The organism is Acinetobacter lanii (genome assembly GCF_011578285.1).
In the GTDB taxonomy this organism is placed as follows: domain Bacteria; phylum Pseudomonadota; class Gammaproteobacteria; order Pseudomonadales; family Moraxellaceae; genus Acinetobacter; species Acinetobacter lanii.
Window position 1 is genome coordinate 1,869,269 of sequence record NZ_CP049916.1, and the last position, 16,304, is coordinate 1,885,572.

General features: G+C 41.7%; 11 protein-coding genes and 1 tRNA gene. 8 read left to right on the forward strand and 4 right to left on the reverse strand.

From position 1 onward, the window contains the following. Positions 1 to 71: 71 nt before the first annotated feature. The 7 genes from G8D99_RS08705 (at position 72) to G8D99_RS08735 (ending at position 8,525) form a co-directional block, all read left to right on the forward strand. On the forward strand, positions 72 to 1,673 hold the full coding sequence (locus G8D99_RS08705; RefSeq protein ID WP_166324584.1) for a carboxyl transferase domain-containing protein: 1,602 nt from the start codon (positions 72 to 74) through the stop codon (positions 1,671 to 1,673). Positions 1,674 to 1,694: 21 nt separating this feature from the next. Further along, on the forward strand, positions 1,695 to 2,489 hold the full coding sequence (locus tag G8D99_RS08710; RefSeq protein WP_166324587.1) for an enoyl-CoA hydratase/isomerase family protein: 795 nt from the start codon (positions 1,695 to 1,697) through the stop codon (positions 2,487 to 2,489). A 27-nt stretch (positions 2,490 to 2,516) separates the two neighbouring features. Next, positions 2,517 to 4,523 carry an acetyl/propionyl/methylcrotonyl-CoA carboxylase subunit alpha gene (locus G8D99_RS08715; RefSeq protein WP_166324590.1) on the forward strand — a complete coding sequence of 669 codons (2,007 nt, stop codon included), beginning with the start codon at positions 2,517 to 2,519 and terminating at the stop codon, positions 4,521 to 4,523. Beyond that, positions 4,520 to 5,455, forward strand: a complete 936-nt coding sequence (locus G8D99_RS08720; protein ID WP_166324593.1) for a hydroxymethylglutaryl-CoA lyase — start codon at positions 4,520 to 4,522, stop codon at positions 5,453 to 5,455. The genes G8D99_RS08715 and G8D99_RS08720 overlap by 4 nt, the downstream gene beginning before the upstream one ends. A gap of 129 nt (positions 5,456 to 5,584) precedes the next feature. Continuing rightward, on the forward strand, positions 5,585 to 6,289 hold the full coding sequence (locus G8D99_RS08725; RefSeq protein WP_166324596.1) for a CoA transferase subunit A: 705 nt from the start codon (positions 5,585 to 5,587) through the stop codon (positions 6,287 to 6,289). Between the two features lie 3 nt (positions 6,290 to 6,292). Next, entirely contained in the window at positions 6,293 to 6,922 is a 630-nt protein-coding gene (locus G8D99_RS08730) for a CoA transferase subunit B (RefSeq protein ID WP_166324599.1), read from the forward strand. Positions 6,923 to 7,109: 187 nt separating this feature from the next. After that, entirely contained in the window at positions 7,110 to 8,525 is a 1,416-nt protein-coding gene (locus G8D99_RS08735) for a short-chain fatty acid transporter (protein WP_166324602.1), read from the forward strand. An 88-nt stretch (positions 8,526 to 8,613) separates the two neighbouring features. Here the strand turns inward: G8D99_RS08735 and G8D99_RS08740 are convergent, their stop codons facing one another. Together G8D99_RS08740 and G8D99_RS08745 are read right to left on the reverse strand one after the other, a co-directional pair. Next, positions 8,614 to 8,841: a hypothetical protein gene (locus G8D99_RS08740; protein ID WP_166324605.1), complete on the reverse strand. Its 228-nt coding sequence runs from the start codon at positions 8,839 to 8,841 to the stop codon at positions 8,614 to 8,616. A 274-nt stretch (positions 8,842 to 9,115) separates the two neighbouring features. Next, positions 9,116 to 9,192, reverse strand: a tRNA-Met gene (locus tag G8D99_RS08745). Between the two features lie 372 nt (positions 9,193 to 9,564). On the opposite strand from G8D99_RS08745, the gene dsbD reads away from it, so the two are divergent. Further along, a complete protein-coding gene (gene dsbD / locus G8D99_RS08750; RefSeq protein ID WP_166327653.1) occupies positions 9,565 to 11,511 on the forward strand; it encodes a protein-disulfide reductase DsbD in 1,947 nt (648 codons plus the stop codon). Positions 11,512 to 11,582: 71 nt separating this feature from the next. Here the strand turns inward: dsbD and G8D99_RS08755 are convergent, their stop codons facing one another. After that, positions 11,583 to 12,731 (reverse strand): phospholipase A, encoded by a 1,149-nt coding sequence (locus G8D99_RS08755; protein WP_166324608.1) that lies wholly within the window; start codon positions 12,729 to 12,731, stop codon positions 11,583 to 11,585. A 17-nt stretch (positions 12,732 to 12,748) separates the two neighbouring features. Further along, positions 12,749 to 15,688 (reverse strand): insulinase family protein, encoded by a 2,940-nt coding sequence (locus G8D99_RS08760; protein WP_166324611.1) that lies wholly within the window; start codon positions 15,686 to 15,688, stop codon positions 12,749 to 12,751. Positions 15,689 to 16,304: the final 616 nt, after the last annotated feature.

Below are 16,304 nucleotides of genomic sequence, written 5' to 3' on the forward strand. Positions count from 1 at the left end.
ATTGCTTTCAAAAAAATCAACAAAATACAAAGCGATTAGAAATAACTGCTTATGAATACAAGGACGTAGGAATGAACGAGATTCAAAGTAAAATTAATGTTCGATCTGAAGATTTCAAAATCAATCAAGCTGCCATGCAAGCTTTGGTCGATGATTTAAAACAAAAAGCGCAGACGATTGCTCTGGGTGGTGGTGAAAAAGCACGTCAAAAGCATTTAGACCGTGGCAAATTACTGCCTCGTGAACGGATCGATCAACTGATTGATGCAGGGACGGCATTTTTAGAAATTGGACAACTCGCAGCTTATCAAGTCTATGCAGATGATGTGCCTGCCGCAGGTGTGGTTGCAGGTGTGGGTCAAGTGCATGGCGTGACCTGTATGATCGTGGCCAATGATGCAACCGTAAAAGGCGGAACTTATTATCCACTGACTGTAAAAAAGCATTTACGTGCACAAGAAATTGCTGAACAAAATCATTTGCCATGTATCTATTTGGTCGATTCAGGCGGCGCATTCTTACCACTACAAGACGAAGTATTCCCAGATCGCGATCATTTTGGACGTATTTTCTATAACCAAGCCCGTATGTCGAGCATGGGCATTGCCCAAATTGCTGTGGTGATGGGTTCATGTACTGCGGGTGGCGCTTATGTACCTGCAATGTCAGATGAAACCATTATTGTACGTAACCAAGGCACGATTTTCTTGGGTGGCCCTCCTCTGGTGAAAGCTGCGACTGGTGAAATCGTAAGTTCTGAAGACTTGGGTGGTGGGGATGTACATACCCGTCTTTCAGGTGTTGCCGATCATTTGGCTGAGAATGATGAACATGCGATTGCGATTGCGCGTAACATTGTGAAAAACCTCAATATCAAACCAAACCCACCCTTACAAGCGATTGAAGAACCCCTGTTCGATGCCAAAGAACTTTATGGTGTCATTCCTAGTGATTCACGCAAACCATTTGATATTCGTGAAGTGATTGCCCGTATTGTCGATGGTTCACGTTTAGATGAATTTAAAGCGCGTTTTGGTACAACTTTGATTACTGGCTTTGCCACCCTATATGGCATGCCAGTTGGGATTATCGCCAACAACGGGATTTTATTTTCTGAGTCTGCGCAAAAAGGTGCACATTTTATTGAACTGTGTACGCAGCGCAATATTCCGCTTATTTTCATTCAAAACATTACTGGTTTTATGGTTGGCCGTCAGTATGAAAATGAAGGCATCGCCAAAAATGGGGCCAAGTTGGTAATGGCAGTGGCAACAGCCAATGTGCCTAAACTGACCCTAGTCGTCGGTGGTTCATTTGGTGCAGGGAACTACGGCATGTGTGGTCGTGCTTATTCGCCTCGTTTCCTGTGGACTTGGCCAAACTCACGTATTTCGGTGATGGGTGGTGAGCAAGCAGCCAGCGTGCTTTCGACCTTAAAGCATGACCAAATTGAAGCGCGTGGTGAACAATGGTCTGCCGAAGAAGAAGATCAATTTAAACAACCCTTCCGTGATCAGTTTGAAAAACAAGGGCATCCATATTATGCCTCAGCACGTCTTTGGGATGACGGTGTGATTGATCCTGCTGAATCTCGCCAAGTGTTGGGCTTAAGTCTAGCTGCTGCATTAAATGCACCGATTCAACCGACCAAGTTCGGCGTGTTCCGCATGTAAGGTCAGGGAGGAAGAAATCAAATGAGTTATCAATATTTAGAACTCGAACAAAAAAACCAAGTGGTCACCGTCTGGCTCAATCGTGCGGAACTGCATAATGCATTTAATACACAAGTGATTGAAGAATTGGATACTTGCTTTACTGCATTGAATACACGTGATGATGTACGTGTGGTGATTTTAGCCGGTCGTGGCAAAAGTTTTTCTGCAGGTGCGGATCTGAACTGGATGAAACAAGCAGGTCAGGCATCGAAAGATGACAATGAAGCCGATGCCTTAAAACTGGCAAAAATGCTGAAAAGTTTAGCGACTTTAAAACAACCCACCATCGCACGGGTGCATGGTATTGCTTTTGGTGGCGGTATGGGGCTCGCTTCAGCCTGTGATATTTGCGTGGCAAGCTTTGACGCTAAATTTGCAACTTCAGAAGTGCGTTTAGGCCTAGCCCCTTCCACCATTAGTCCTTATGTGATTCGCGCCATTGGTGCGCGTCAAGCATCGCGATATTTCCTTACGGCTGAACGTATCAGTGCGGAACAAGCACAGAATATTGGCTTAGTGCATGAAGTCTGTTCCGCTGAAGACTTAGATCAAAAAATTGACGAGATTGTTCAAGCCTTATTGCTCGGTGGGCCTGAAGCGCAAGCAGCATCTAAACAGTTGATTCAATTGGTCGATCAACAGGAACTCACGGAACAATTGTTGCTTGAAACTGCACAACATATCGCGCATGTCCGCCAAGGTGCAGAAGCCAAAAATGGACTGACTGCATTTTTAAATAAGCAAAGCCCAGATTGGATTAAGACTGCGGTTTAAAACACCAATAAGAATAAGGATATTGTTATGTTTAATAAAATTTTGATTGCTAACCGTGGTGAAATTGCATGTCGTGTGATTCGCAGTGCGAAGAAACTGGGTATTAAAACGGTTGCGGTTTATTCAGATGCAGATGCCAACTCACAGCATGTCAAACAAGCCGATGAAGCGATTTATATAGGCAAATCCCCTGCTGCACAAAGCTATTTACAAGCGGATCGTATTATCCAAGCGGCTTTAGACACAGGTGCTGAAGCAATTCACCCAGGTTATGGGTTCTTGTCTGAAAATGATCAATTTGCTGAAGCCTGTGAAAAGAACAACATTACTTTTATTGGACCTCCAGTTGCGGCAATTTTGGCCATGGGTTTAAAAGCCACTTCTAAATCCCTGATGGAAAAAGCAGGTGTACCTTTAACACCGGGCTATCATGGCACCAATCAAGATGCTGACTTCCTAAAACAACAAGCGGATGTCATCGGTTATCCTGTGCTGATCAAAGCCTCAGCAGGCGGTGGTGGTAAAGGCATGCGTTTGGTGGAACGCAGTGAAGATTTCTTAAGCTCATTAAGTTCATGTAAATCTGAAGCCAAATCAAGCTTTGGCAATGATGATGTGTTGATTGAACGCTATGTGGTGAATCCACGTCATATTGAAGTTCAAGTTTTTGGCGACAAACATGGCAATTATGTGCATTTGTTTGAACGTGATTGTTCAGTACAACGCCGTCATCAAAAAGTATTAGAGGAAGCCCCTGCGCCAAAAATGCAGGAAGCAAAGTTAGAGGCCATGCGTGAAGCAGCGATCAATGCAGCGCGTGCGGTCGATTATGTCGGTGCAGGAACAGTCGAGTTTATTGTTGAACAAGACGGTACGGCTTACTTCATGGAAATGAACACGCGTCTCCAAGTTGAGCATCCTGTAACGGAAATGATTACAGGACAAGACTTAGTCGAATGGCAACTTCGCGTCGCATTCGGTGAGCCTTTACCAAAACAACAACATGAGCTGAGCATTTATGGTCATGCACTAGAAGCACGTGTCTATGCAGAAGAGCCTGAAAAAGGCTTTATGCCTGCGATTGGTAAAATCAACTATCTGCATTATCCAGAACAAAATGCGGGTGTACGTGTAGACAGTGGCATTGTTGAAGGCGATGAAATCACCACTTTCTATGACCCGATGATTGCTAAGCTGATTGTTTGGGGTGAAAACCGCGAAGCAGCTTTGGTGCAAATGCACAATGCACTCAGCCAATTCCATGTTGAAGGACTGGGTAATAATATTGCCTTCTTGGATCGTTTAGTGGCGAGTGAATCATTCACCCATGCCCATCTCGACACCAATTTGATTCAACGTGAAGATAACTATTTATTCAAATCAGAAGATCAAACATCGAATGAGTTAATTGCATCTGCAGCACTGACTGAACTGTTACTGCGTTTAAATCAAAACAAAGTGGCGAACAATCCGGTTTGGCAAGCTAGTACTTTATGGCGCAGCAATGTGAACAGCCGCTTCCCTGTCAAATTTAAATTGGCAGATCAAGAACTTCAAATCAACCTGTTTGCAAAACCCGATGCGGCTCAGAAAGATGTATTTGTCGCTGAAGTGAACGGCCAACAGATTGAGCTTCGTGGTGAATTGCTCAATCGAAATACAGTCGCGGTTCAGATTCAAGGCAAAAAAGACAAATTGGCGTTTAGTCAATCGAAAGATGCGCTGACCATTTTTAAAAATGGCAAAACCTATGCCTTCCATTACGTGAAGAACAACTTTAGCAGTGATGAAGCAGCAGGTTCAGATGCCAACTTAAAAGCGCCAATGCCGGGTGCTGTGACACAAGTGTTTGTCTCTGCAAATCAGAGCGTGAAAAAAGATGAAGTGCTACTCACGCTTGAAGCGATGAAAATGGAATATGCCATTCGTGCACCTGCGGACGGGGTTGTCGTCGCTTCGTATTTCCAAAAAGGCGATCAAGTGAAAGCGGGCGACGAACTGGTTGAATTCCAAGCACTTGAGGAGGTTGCATGACGACTTTCTCTGAACACCTAACGCACAGCAATTCGAACTTTGTCAAAATCGTTGAAGTCGGTCCGCGTGACGGACTTCAAAATGAAAAGACACCGCTGACTTTAGATGACCGTAAAAATCTAATTTTGGATTTGATGAAAACCGGACTCAAAAATATTGAAGTCGGTTCATGTGTCTCTGCCAAATGGGTGCCACAAATGGCAGATAGTGATGTATTGTTTAGCCAACTCCCGCAAGACCCAAATATTCAATTCAGTATATTGACGCCGAATTTGAAAGGTTTTGAGTCTGCACTCGCGGTCGGCTGTACTGAAGTTGCGGTCTTTACCGCAGCGTCAGAAAGTTTTACCCGAAAAAACATCAACTGCACGATTGATGAAAGTTTTGACAAATTTTCCGATGTTTTAGCTTTAGCCAAAACCCATAACATCAAAGTACGTGGCTATGTCTCTTGTATCGTGGACTGCCCTTATGAAGGAGCCATTTCACCTGAAAAAGTCGCGTATGTGGCAAAGCGACTTTTGGATATGGGCTGTTATGAAGTGTCTTTGGGGGAAACCATTGGCACAGCAACGCCTGATCGGGTCAAAAAAGTATGGGATGCCTGTTTAGCCCAAATTCATGCTGAGAAACTCGCAGGTCATTTTCATAACACCTATGGCATGGCGATTGCCAATATTTACCAATCATTGCAACAAGGTATTCGGATTTTCGATTCTTCAATTGCAGGACTCGGTGGTTGCCCTTATGCCAAAGGAGCTTCAGGCAATGTGTCTACTGAAGACCTGTACTACTTGCTCTCAAAAATGGGCTTCGAAACAGGGATTGATTTAGATGCACTGATGCAGGCATCGCAAAACATCAGTCAGGTGTTGCAACGCCAAAATCCATCCAATTATGCCAATGCCTATTGGCAAACCCGTTGTGCATAAAAATGAATTCATGCTGAAGTTGAGTCTGTTCAGCTTCAGTCACTTATAACAATGAAATCAACACCGAATGCTGAAAAGGTATTTGGCGACACACTCAAAATAAAATTGAAATTGAGAAAGAGGTGTTCAATGACCAATAAAGTATATGACAGCGCTGAAGCTGCATTAAAAGGCATCGTTCAAGATGGACATACCTTAGCTGTGGGTGGCTTTGGTTTGTGTGGTATTCCTGAAGCCCTCATTACTGCACTCAAAGAGACAGGTGCAAAAGATTTAACCTGTATTTCAAACAATGCAGGCGTGGATGGTTTTGGTTTGGGGCTACTGCTTGAGACCAAACAAATCAAAAAAATGATTGCCTCTTATGTCGGTGAAAACAAAGAATTCGAACGCCAGTTTTTAAATGGTGAACTCGAGGTGGAACTGACCCCTCAAGGCACATTGGCGGAAAAACTCCGCGCAGGGGGGGCTGGCATCCCTGCTTTCTTTACCCAAACAGGCGTGGGCACACTCATCGCAGAGGGTAAAGAAGTCCGTGAATTTAAAGGCAAAGAATACATTTTAGAAGAATCGTTAACTGCCGATGTCGCATTGGTGAAAGCCTATAAAGCCGATAAAGCAGGCAACTTAATCTTCCGTAAAACGGCACAAAACTTTAACCCTGTTTGTGCTATGGCAGGAAAAATCAGCATCGCGGAAGTGGAAGAAATTGTTGAGATTGGCGAACTTGATCCTGACGACATCCATTTACCCGGTATTTATATCAACCGTATCGTGTTAAATGCACATCCAGAAAAGCGCATTGAACAAATGACGTTAAAGGCGGAGGCTTAACCCATGGCTTGGACACGCAATGAAATGGCGCAGCGCGCAGCTTTAGAGCTTGAAGATGGTTTTTATGTGAATTTAGGTATTGGATTACCGACGTTGGTTGCCAACTATATTCCTGAAAATATCAATGTTTGGCTGCAGTCTGAAAATGGTTTATTGGGCATAGGTGAATTCCCTACTCAAGAAACCGTGGATGCTGACCTCATTAATGCAGGCAAGCAAACGGTGACTGCCCGTAAGGGTGCTTCCTTTTTTTCCAGTGCTGACTCATTTGCCATGATCCGTGGCGGTCATGTCAATATCGCGATTTTGGGTGCAATGGAAGTGTCGCAAACTGGTGACCTTGCCAACTGGATGATTCCCGGTAAAAAAGTCAAAGGCATGGGCGGTGCCATGGATTTGGTTGCGGGTGTACAAAAAGTCGTGGTGCTGATGGAACACTCTGCCAAAGATGGTACACCGAAAATCGTCGAGCAGTGTGCTTTACCTTTAACCGGTAAAGGTGTGGTGCATCGTATCATTACAGATTTAGGCGTGATGGATATTACTCCACAAGGCGTAAAATTGGTGGAATTGGCAAAAGACGTAAGTTTTGAAGACATTCAAAACGTCACGGGTGTGTCACTTATTCAATAGCAGTTGATTCAATAGTATTAAAAATTGAGCATCCTCACAGGACACATCCTGTGGATCATCTACTTGGTTTTTTCATTCACCCTATCACTTCGGTTTTAGGGTGAATTCCATTTAGACAAACATTAATGTGTAAAAAATGAGTCGTGATTTCCAACTCAATTTCAAATAATAAAATAGGACTAGAATTATGGATAATTCTCAAAATATATTGCAAAGATTTGCTTTAAAAGTCAGTGATTGGTCAGAGAAATGGTTTCCTGACTCCTATATTTTCGCTTTACTTGGGGTGATTATTGTTGCCGTCGCGGCACTTGCCATTGGTGCCCCTGCTAAAGATGTTGCGATTTCATTTGGTGATGGATTTTGGAGCCTAATTCCTTTCACCATGCAAATGTGTATGTTGATCATTGTGGGCTATGTCGTTTCAGTCTCCAAACCGGTTGAAATTCTTATTCAGAAAATGGCACGAATCCCAAACTCAGGGCGTAGTGCGATTGTTCTGGTTGCGACAGTGAGTCTATTGATTTCATTGATCAATTGGGCAATGAGTACTGTGTTGACAGCACTTTTGGTGATTGCTCTAGCAAAACGTAAAGAGCTGAATATGGATTATCGCGCCGCAGCTGCAGCTGCAATTATTGGCATGGGCGCAACATGGGCACTTGGTATCAGCTCCTCTGCGGCTCAGCTTCAAGCCAATAAAACCAGTCTTCCTGAACCGATATACAACTTAACCGGTGTCATTCCCTTTACGGAAACCATTTTCCTCCCTCAGTCGATGATCATGACTGCAGTACTCATTGTGGCGTCTATTGCAATTTGCTATTGGTCAGCACCGAAAGGCAACCACATCAAAACCATAGATCAATTTGATGTTCAACTTGATGAAGAAAAACCTACCCAAGATGCAAATGCGCCAAAACGTCCGGGCGATTGGTTAGAAAACTCTCCGATTTTAAGTATTTTAATCGTTGTTCTAGGTCTGATTTGGATGTTCAACGAATTTGGTAAAAGCAATCCGATTCTTGCCATTTCAAGCCTGAATACCTATAACTTTATATTTCTGATGCTCGGCATTGCTTTGCATGGCACGCCACGTAACTTTTTAAATGCTGTGTCGAAAGCCGTTCCTGCTGTAGCAGGCGTACTGATTCAGTTTCCACTGTATGGCAGTATCGCCTTTATTATGACCAAAGCTTTAAATGGCGCAGATCTATCGCTTTCTCATTATATTGCGGAATTCTTTGTGTCGATCGCTTCTAAAGAAACCTTTGCCATCGTGATGGGCATTTATTCTGCAATCTTAGGTTTCTTTATTCCTTCAGGTGGCGGTAAATGGATTATTGAAGCGCCCTATGTAATTCAAGCGGCACATGATTTAAAAGTACATTTGGGTTGGTCAGTGCAAATTTATAATGCGGCTGAAGCCTTACCGAATTTAATTAACCCGTTCTTTATGCTCCCCATGCTTGGCATTTTAAAACTCAAAGCCAAAGACGTAATTGGCTTTACCGTGACCCAACTGATTTTCCATGTCCCATTGGTGCTGTTCTTATTGTGGATTTTAGGTCGATCACTCGCCTACACCCCACCTGTTTTCTAAATGACTATTTTTTAAATGGCTGCTTATAAAATTTACCCAATAAAAAACCGCCAACTAAGGCGGTTTTTCAATTGAGTTTAAGCAGTGATTAGCATGCTCGTTTTTCTAAACGGAACATTTCATGAAGTCCAGTATAAAAACTACGACCATCCAAGTTTAATTCAATTTCTAAACCAGATTGAAGAAGCACTTTTTTACCCACTTCAACCCATTTAAATCCATCACGGGTACTTTGCATTTTTTGAGAAGGCACCAACGATACAAGAATTTCACTACCATTTACAGATTTTGCAATTACATTTTCGATTTTGTTCAATTTCTACACCAATAATTTATTTTTTATGGTCATTCAAGACATTACATGCCCTGCAAAACCATTTTGCATAAGATATTGATCAATATTTTAAGAGAGCTTATTAAATTTGCTTAAGCATTCATTGGGGAGGTAATCATGCAATTCAGTTTTTTTAAAAATTATGAATCACAAACTTCGGCAATATTAGATTAGTTAAACAAACACATATTGATCATCGATCATTTTCACCAATCGTTTAACGCACGCTTTTTTCTCTGAGCATACATTTTATGATTGGTAGCGGGAGCTGGATTTGAACCAACGACCTTCGGGTTATGAGCCCGACGAGCTACCAGACTGCTCCATCCCGCATCAATAACAACAGTTATACGCTAAAGGTATTAATATAACAATCTAAATTATGTACTTTAATGTCAAAGATGCAACAACCGTCTAGTTATTAAACAAATACAGGTTTTATTCGAATGAATGGTCAATTTTTCTAACTACTGAAATATAAATAAACGATAACTGGTAAAAAAATGAAACGTTCTAGGGTGAGATTTAATTCGAATATTGATACTGCGTTGAATCTAAATCATCAACATCTAAGTTAAACATTAAACTTAGACTCATTTAAACACACACGACTTCACTTGTGAGTGGGCTTGATCAATAATAAGCTTATTACTCTTAATATTTAAGGTGTTGGATTTGCGCTCTATTCAGTATCTGTGTTTCGCCATGACATTGGGAATCAGCCTCAACCCTGTGGCACATGCAAATCCGGATTTTCTCCCTGCTGAACAAGCCTTTCAATTTTCAGCAGAATCGATCAACAAACAAAAAGCACAGTTAAAGTGGGAGATCGCAGCGCATTATTATCTGTATCATGATCAGTTTAAAGTGCTTATCGATAGTCAAGATGATTCTGCGAAGAAGAACATAATCAGTTTAAAACTGCCTCAAGGGCATCAAAAAAATGATCCGACATTCGGTGTGACAGAAGTGCATTATGATGCAGTTACTGCAGAATTTATTGCAAAACCCAATACCACCTACACTGTGTATTGGCAAGGCTGTTCCCAAGATGGACTGTGTTATCCACTGCAAAATAAAACCATTAAAACCGATGCTGATGGATTACTGGCTCAAGAATGGTCAAGTTTAGGATTTAGCAATAGACAATTGCTGAATTCTTCTGCCAATAATCATGCAAATCTATTAGGCAATAATGCAATTGATGCGCGGTCTAATTCATCGGTCTCAAGCAGTGATGCAAGCTCTACGTCGGATTTAAGCCAAATAGATCAATCACAAATTTTGCAAGATAGCGCAATAGAACAGCAAGACTTAAGCAACACCGATCTTAACGATAACCCAAAAAATCAAAAAGCCAATATTAGTCAATCCAACGTCAGTTCAACGTCATTACAATGGAATGATGATCAATCCTTTTTTAACTTATTATCTAAAGATTCAATATTTCTCAACCTTTTAATTTTTTTAGCACTCGGTGTCTTATTGGCATTTTTACCCTGCTCACTTCCCCTGATTCCGATTATTTCAACCCTGATTATTCAACGTAAGACCGGTTATAAAGCTGTAGCGATTGTCAGCAGTTTTATTATGAGTATGGCCGTGGTGTATGGCTTGATGGGTGTATTTGTCGCTGAAATTGGCTATAGCTTTCAGCGCTGGTTCCAAAGCCCAATGTTCATTTCAGCTTTTGCACTATTGTTTGTGATCTTTGCATTGAATTTATTTGGGTTATTTCAACTGTCCTTACCACAAAGGTGGATCAACACACTCAATCAATTTCAAAATAAGCAAAAAGCAGGCACCTTGCTCGGTTCAATCGGTATGGGGGCGTTGTCCGCACTGATTGTAGGTCCTTGTATGAGTGCGCCACTTGCAGGTGCCTTATTGTTTGTTTCGCAAAGTCATAGTGCGGTTTTAGGCGGGCTATACTTGTTTGTGTTGGGTCTCGGCATTGGACTTCCGCTGTTGATCGCCAGCCTATTTGGTACTCGACTTTTGCCTAAACCCGGACTGTGGATGAATCATTTAAAAGTCTGCTTTGGTTTTATGATGCTGTGCATGGCGATTTATTTTATCCGTCCAATGCTCAGTCAGATGCTGTATAGCGGGCTCTTGGCTATGATTGCGCTAGGCTTGGCTATATATTTAATCAAGGTCTTTAAGGACACGCAGACTGCTTTGAATAAAGGCTTGGTGATATTTGCTATCATGGCTTCAATCGCAACAACTTTTTACTTTGCCTATCAAGCTTACCTAACGCAATTGATTGTTCATCAACACAATGATCGTTCTTCATGGCAACAAGTTTCAACCGAAACCGCATTAAACCAAGCTTTAGAACAAGCCAAAGCTCAACAAAAGTTTGCGGTTGTTGATGTCTATGCGGATTGGTGTGTGGCCTGTCAACCTTTAGAAAAAGAGGTTTTTCCACGTGCAGATGTACAGCGCGCATTACACGATTTTGTTTTAATCAAACTTGATCTATCCACTTATGAAAAATCACAAGATCTGATTTTAAAACAACATGAAATTCTAGGTCCTCCGACCCTATTGATTTTTAATGCGGAGGGTGAAGAAATCCGCGACTTGAGGTTAACCGGAAGCTTTAAAGCAGAGCAATTGATTCAACAACTGCAAAAGACCGAATGATCTAAACATTTGACCATAAAAAAACCACTCCTTTGAGTGGTTTTTTATTGAAGCGATAATAATTACGGTGCTTAGAATGCATTCATCAAAGATACACCCAAGCCAACGTAAGTGGCACGGTGGTTATAGTCGATTAAGCTCTCTCCATAACCATCAAATAATTGAAAGTGTCCACGCAGTTTGCCACTGATTGGGAATGCCCAATCAAATTGCGCTGCACCATGTGCATCATCCCCACCTTTTAAAGAATGACGCAGCATTAAGCTGAATTCATTGTCTTTCCAACGATAGAACGAGGTCAGATCACCCCGACCGATATAATTTTTAATGTCTGGATTATTATCATCTTTAAAGTCTTCTTCTATGCGATACCACGGACGCACCATCATGGCAAAATTGCCACGTTCAAAGCCCAAATTCAGCATCAAACGGTTCCAACTACGTGATAGCGGATCTGAACGACCATTGGATTGGTGATTCAACGTTAAACCCAATAAGCGACCATTTAACCCCAGAACATTATAGTTGGTATGGAACACCAAACTTGCTTCAGGCTCATAGTTGGTTTCACGAAATGGTCGTGATTCTTGCGAGTTATACACCTGCCAACGTGAAGATTGGGTATAGCCAATCCAAACATCGCCATTATTGCCAATCAAATTTTCAAGCGCTTTGGTCTTTAATGAAATCTGAAATTTCGCTTCCATTGATTTAAGGTTTTGATCTTCCTCTACCGTATTTTCAGGGTTTTCACTTTGAGGAAATTCATTCTTTTTTGAGGTCCAAAATCCTGGCAATAAATACACGGGCTGATGGGCACGAATATTCCACGTACCCAGCTTACTGTCTTCAGACAGTTCCCAGCGTTTATCTAATAAAGAGGTATTCGGGTCGACTTTAGCCCCATGAATAGAAAAAAGATTTTCGACTTTTTTTTCAATTTTATCGGTTAAAGTTTTAGGTTGTTGTGTGTTTTCTAATTCTTGTGCTGCACGTTGTTCTGAAACATAAACCGGTTTATCAGGTTCTGTCGTTTTAAACAATGCATCGTAACATGCCAAGCGATCTGCATTTGATTCCAAAGCCACACAGGCTTGGGAACTTGCGGGTTTTATTTGTTCTGATGAGTCTTGCGCATAGCTTGAAGTTACGCCCCAAAAACTGAGCATCGTGACGATGCTCAGGTTCAATGGTGTGCGTTCAATCCTATTGAACGACATAGAGTTCTCCCATATTTTTAATTTACTTGTTTTATATCAAACCCCATTTGTTGAAGGGTTTCTTTTTTCGCTACAGGTGCAACAACTGCTTTGGTTGGCTTTTGTGCTATTAAATACGTTTTTGCGACACGTTTCAAATCCTCTAGCGTCACTTTTAGCAAACGTTCACGCAACATCTTTCTAAATGCAGGCGTACGACCATGCAGCAATGCATAGCAAGCGGTAATCGCTTCACCAGCAGGTGAACCCGGTTTGTCCATCCCAGAGACTAAACCTAAAATCGCTTCTTCGAGCTGATGCGGTTTTTGTTCTGTATTCAGCAACCATTCCACACTTGCTTCAAAATCGTCAAAGGTTTCTGCTAAACGTGGGTCACGGTAGCTATAGAAACGGAATGCACAGGCATTGCCATCGTAGCTTGCGCCCCCGCCGTATGCGCCGCCTTTTTCACGAATGGCACTGTGCAAGAAACCATTACGCAAATAGCCTGCCAATGCCATCAGGGGCGGTGCATCTGGATGAGAAACGTCTACCGCAGGATACGCTGACGCACAGAATTGAACATTGGCTTGAATGAGCCATGCTTCATCACGATCTGATGGGCTAAATTCAACTGATTTAAGCGCAACAGGCGTTTGATCAATCGCCAGTTTGTCCCATACCGTTTGTATTTCTTCAATCAGACGCTCTGAATGATGCTCTTCACACACCAAAAGGAACTGTTTTGGCGCAAGTAACAATGCACGGTGAATGGCTTTTAATTGACTGATCAAGTCATCATAGGCTGCTTGATCTTTTTCAATTTTAGCGACCAATTCCCCGAGCCAATTTAAAGCACCCAAACCTGTGGTGTTGTAATCACGCTGTGCTAATGCGCTCATGTTACGCGAGGCAATTTGCATCGCATAACTATGACCTGAACCCGACAAACGAGATGCCCAACGGGTTTTACGCTGTTGTAGCAATTCAATTATGCGGTCTTTTTCATCAAAGCGAAGCTGCTCAAATGCCAATTTCAGCAATTGAATCGTATCTAATTTATCGGTTAAAGATTTGGTGGTGAGGGTCAGCCAAGCACTGATTTGACCTTTATTGTCCACTTTACTACGTAGTGATGCGCCCATACCCAAACCACCACTTACCGCAGTTTGCAGTTGTTGTAGCTCGAGGTAACCATACTCACCTGCACCCACTTCACCCATTAAGATTGACAATAGGTTGAAATATGGAGATTGCACGATGTTATCTGGAATTTGAATCAAGACTTGTTGGTAATAAATACCGTTGGTACCTGCATGGTATAGATTCAAAGGGGTATCTAAACCATTGCAGATAATCTCACGTAACTGTCCTTGCACAATCGCCAATTCAGCAGGAATGTCTTCTAATCCCACTTTTGGTAACAGATCCAAATTATCAGGTGTGGCTTGACGCTCATTGAGCGCTTCCGTTTGACGAATGATCTCCTGACGTTGTTCTTCGGTTAAGTTTGCACCGATTTCTGCTAAACGTGCTTTTTCTGCTTCTGCTTCTTTTGCAGATTTGCTTGCATCTGGAATTAAGGTCATTTGTACACGGTGTGGATTGTCAATCAAATGAGTTTTGATTAAGTTCGATATCCACATTGGGTCTTTGAGTTCTTCTTTAACTTTTTCGATGGTTGCATCGACATCCCATACTTCAATTGGATCATTGTGATGAATTGCACTGCCCAAACCATTTAAAATCAGGCTTAAACCATAAGGTGTACCATCACCACCAATTTCACGTTGATGCAATTCAATTTGATGCAGAATTGCATCAATCAAAACAGGATCGACAGGTTTAGACGCGACGTCCTGAAGAATATTTAGAACCCCATTTTTAAAGGTTTCAGCATGTTCAGCATTAGACCCTTGGACACCGACATAAAAGGTCATTTCAAAGTTCGAATCATCTAAACCTAAAATTGGACCCGTCGATTGTGCATAACCACAGGTTTCAAGGTAATGACGTAACGGTGATGCTGAGTCTTCGAGTAAAATCCCTTCAGCCAAACGTAAACCTAAACGGAGTTTAGTGTCGCTTGACTCAGGCAATAACCAAGACATGACATGATAGGTTTTGTCATTGAGGTCTTCTGCATCCACTGCATAGGTTTCAGTCACTTCAATCGGCGCAGCTAAACGCTGTTCATGCACAGAGCTTAAAGTTTGCCCTTTTTCAAACTTAGACAATGCCAAAGTTTCAAACTTCTCTTGTAGGTCATAAGCCGATTCATTACCAAAGGTCATAAAAATCGCATTACTTGGATGGTAGTGTGACTTATAAAAATCAACTAACTCTTGGTAAGTCAGGTCGGGAATATCTTTCGGATCACCACCTGAGTTGTAGTGATAGGTGGTTTTTGGGAACAAATGATGGGCTAACTGATGATAGAGCTGATCTGAAGGAGAACTCATCGCCCCTTTCATTTCATTGAACACTACGCCTTTATAAACCGGCTCACCATTTTCAAGCTCAATACGAATACCTTCTTGCGCAAAATCAAGTGGATTTAAATTTGCTGCAAATGCGGCATCCAAATATACCGCCAATAAATTTTGGAAATCTTTTTTGTTTTGCGTCGCAAATGGATACGCCGTCCAATCTGCTGCGGTAAACGCGTTCATAAAGGTATTAAGTGAACGGCGAATCATCAAGAAGAACGGATCACGTACAGGGAATTTTTCAGATCCACACAATGCCGTATGTTCTAAAATATGCGCCTCGCCTTTTGAGTCCATCGGCTGAGTACGAAACGCCACCAAGAATACATTTTCATCATGTTCTGTGGCTAAATGATAGTGAACAGCATTGGTCACTTTATGTTTATATTCAGATACTAAGATATCGAGTGCGGCTACATGGTGTTGACGTACCAACTGAAACGCAGGATGTACAGTGTGGGAAATGGTTTCAGTAACATCTACTGTCATGTGAGCTCCTAAAGCTAAATTATTCTCATTCATCATTATACCGATCCTTAGACATAATTCACTCATTAATACTCGGCTGATTCAAAATAACCGAGTATTTTACTCAGAATAAATTTGTCATTTTAAATCTCGGCATATTTGTGATTGCCTTGCCGCAAATTGTGATTTTAAAAGTTTGAAACTAAATCTGCTTAGGCTATTTTAATTGGGTTATTGATTATCGCCTTAGCTGTACCCATGCCCTGATCTCAGTTTAAAGATTGCAATGAATAAGCATAACTAAACTGTTGCTTTACAAACTCATGTTATTTAATTTTAAAAAGACTTAGATCTAGTACGGCTACATCTTGAGATCAATCTATATTGCAAATTGACTTGAATTACAGATTAATAAGCGATCTCTAGCCTGCATTTTTTCAAATTCATTATTAAGTTAAAGCCAGTATTTGTTTAAACGTCTGACACCTCTCTCAACCCCATTGTTGGATGACATAAATTGAATATATTTGCCGACTGTACTTAGCTAACCAGTCCATAGATCGCAACACATAGCATTTAAATATGAAACTTCAAGTGAGTAAGCGTCGACATCATCCCTTCTAAGGTGGATTGATTG

Excerpts from the sequence above, each read along its gene's own strand:
- G8D99_RS08760 (WP_166324611.1), bottom strand. The coding sequence starts at position 15,688 with ATGACAGTAGATGTTACTGAAACCATTTCCCACACTGTACATCCTGCG.
- G8D99_RS08715 (WP_166324590.1), top strand. The coding sequence starts at position 2,517 with ATGTTTAATAAAATTTTGATTGCTAACCGTGGTGAAATTGCATGTCGT.
- G8D99_RS08725 (WP_166324596.1), top strand. The coding sequence starts at position 5,585 with ATGACCAATAAAGTATATGACAGCGCTGAAGCTGCATTAAAAGGCATC.
- G8D99_RS08735 (WP_166324602.1), top strand. The coding sequence starts at position 7,110 with ATGGATAATTCTCAAAATATATTGCAAAGATTTGCTTTAAAAGTCAGT.
- G8D99_RS08755 (WP_166324608.1), bottom strand. The coding sequence starts at position 12,731 with ATGTCGTTCAATAGGATTGAACGCACACCATTGAACCTGAGCATCGTC.
- G8D99_RS08710 (WP_166324587.1), top strand. The coding sequence starts at position 1,695 with ATGAGTTATCAATATTTAGAACTCGAACAAAAAAACCAAGTGGTCACC.
- G8D99_RS08705 (WP_166324584.1), top strand. The coding sequence starts at position 72 with ATGAACGAGATTCAAAGTAAAATTAATGTTCGATCTGAAGATTTCAAA.
- G8D99_RS08720 (WP_166324593.1), top strand. The coding sequence starts at position 4,520 with ATGACGACTTTCTCTGAACACCTAACGCACAGCAATTCGAACTTTGTC.
- G8D99_RS08730 (WP_166324599.1), top strand. The coding sequence starts at position 6,293 with ATGGCTTGGACACGCAATGAAATGGCGCAGCGCGCAGCTTTAGAGCTT.
- dsbD (WP_166327653.1), top strand. The coding sequence starts at position 9,565 with ATGACATTGGGAATCAGCCTCAACCCTGTGGCACATGCAAATCCGGAT.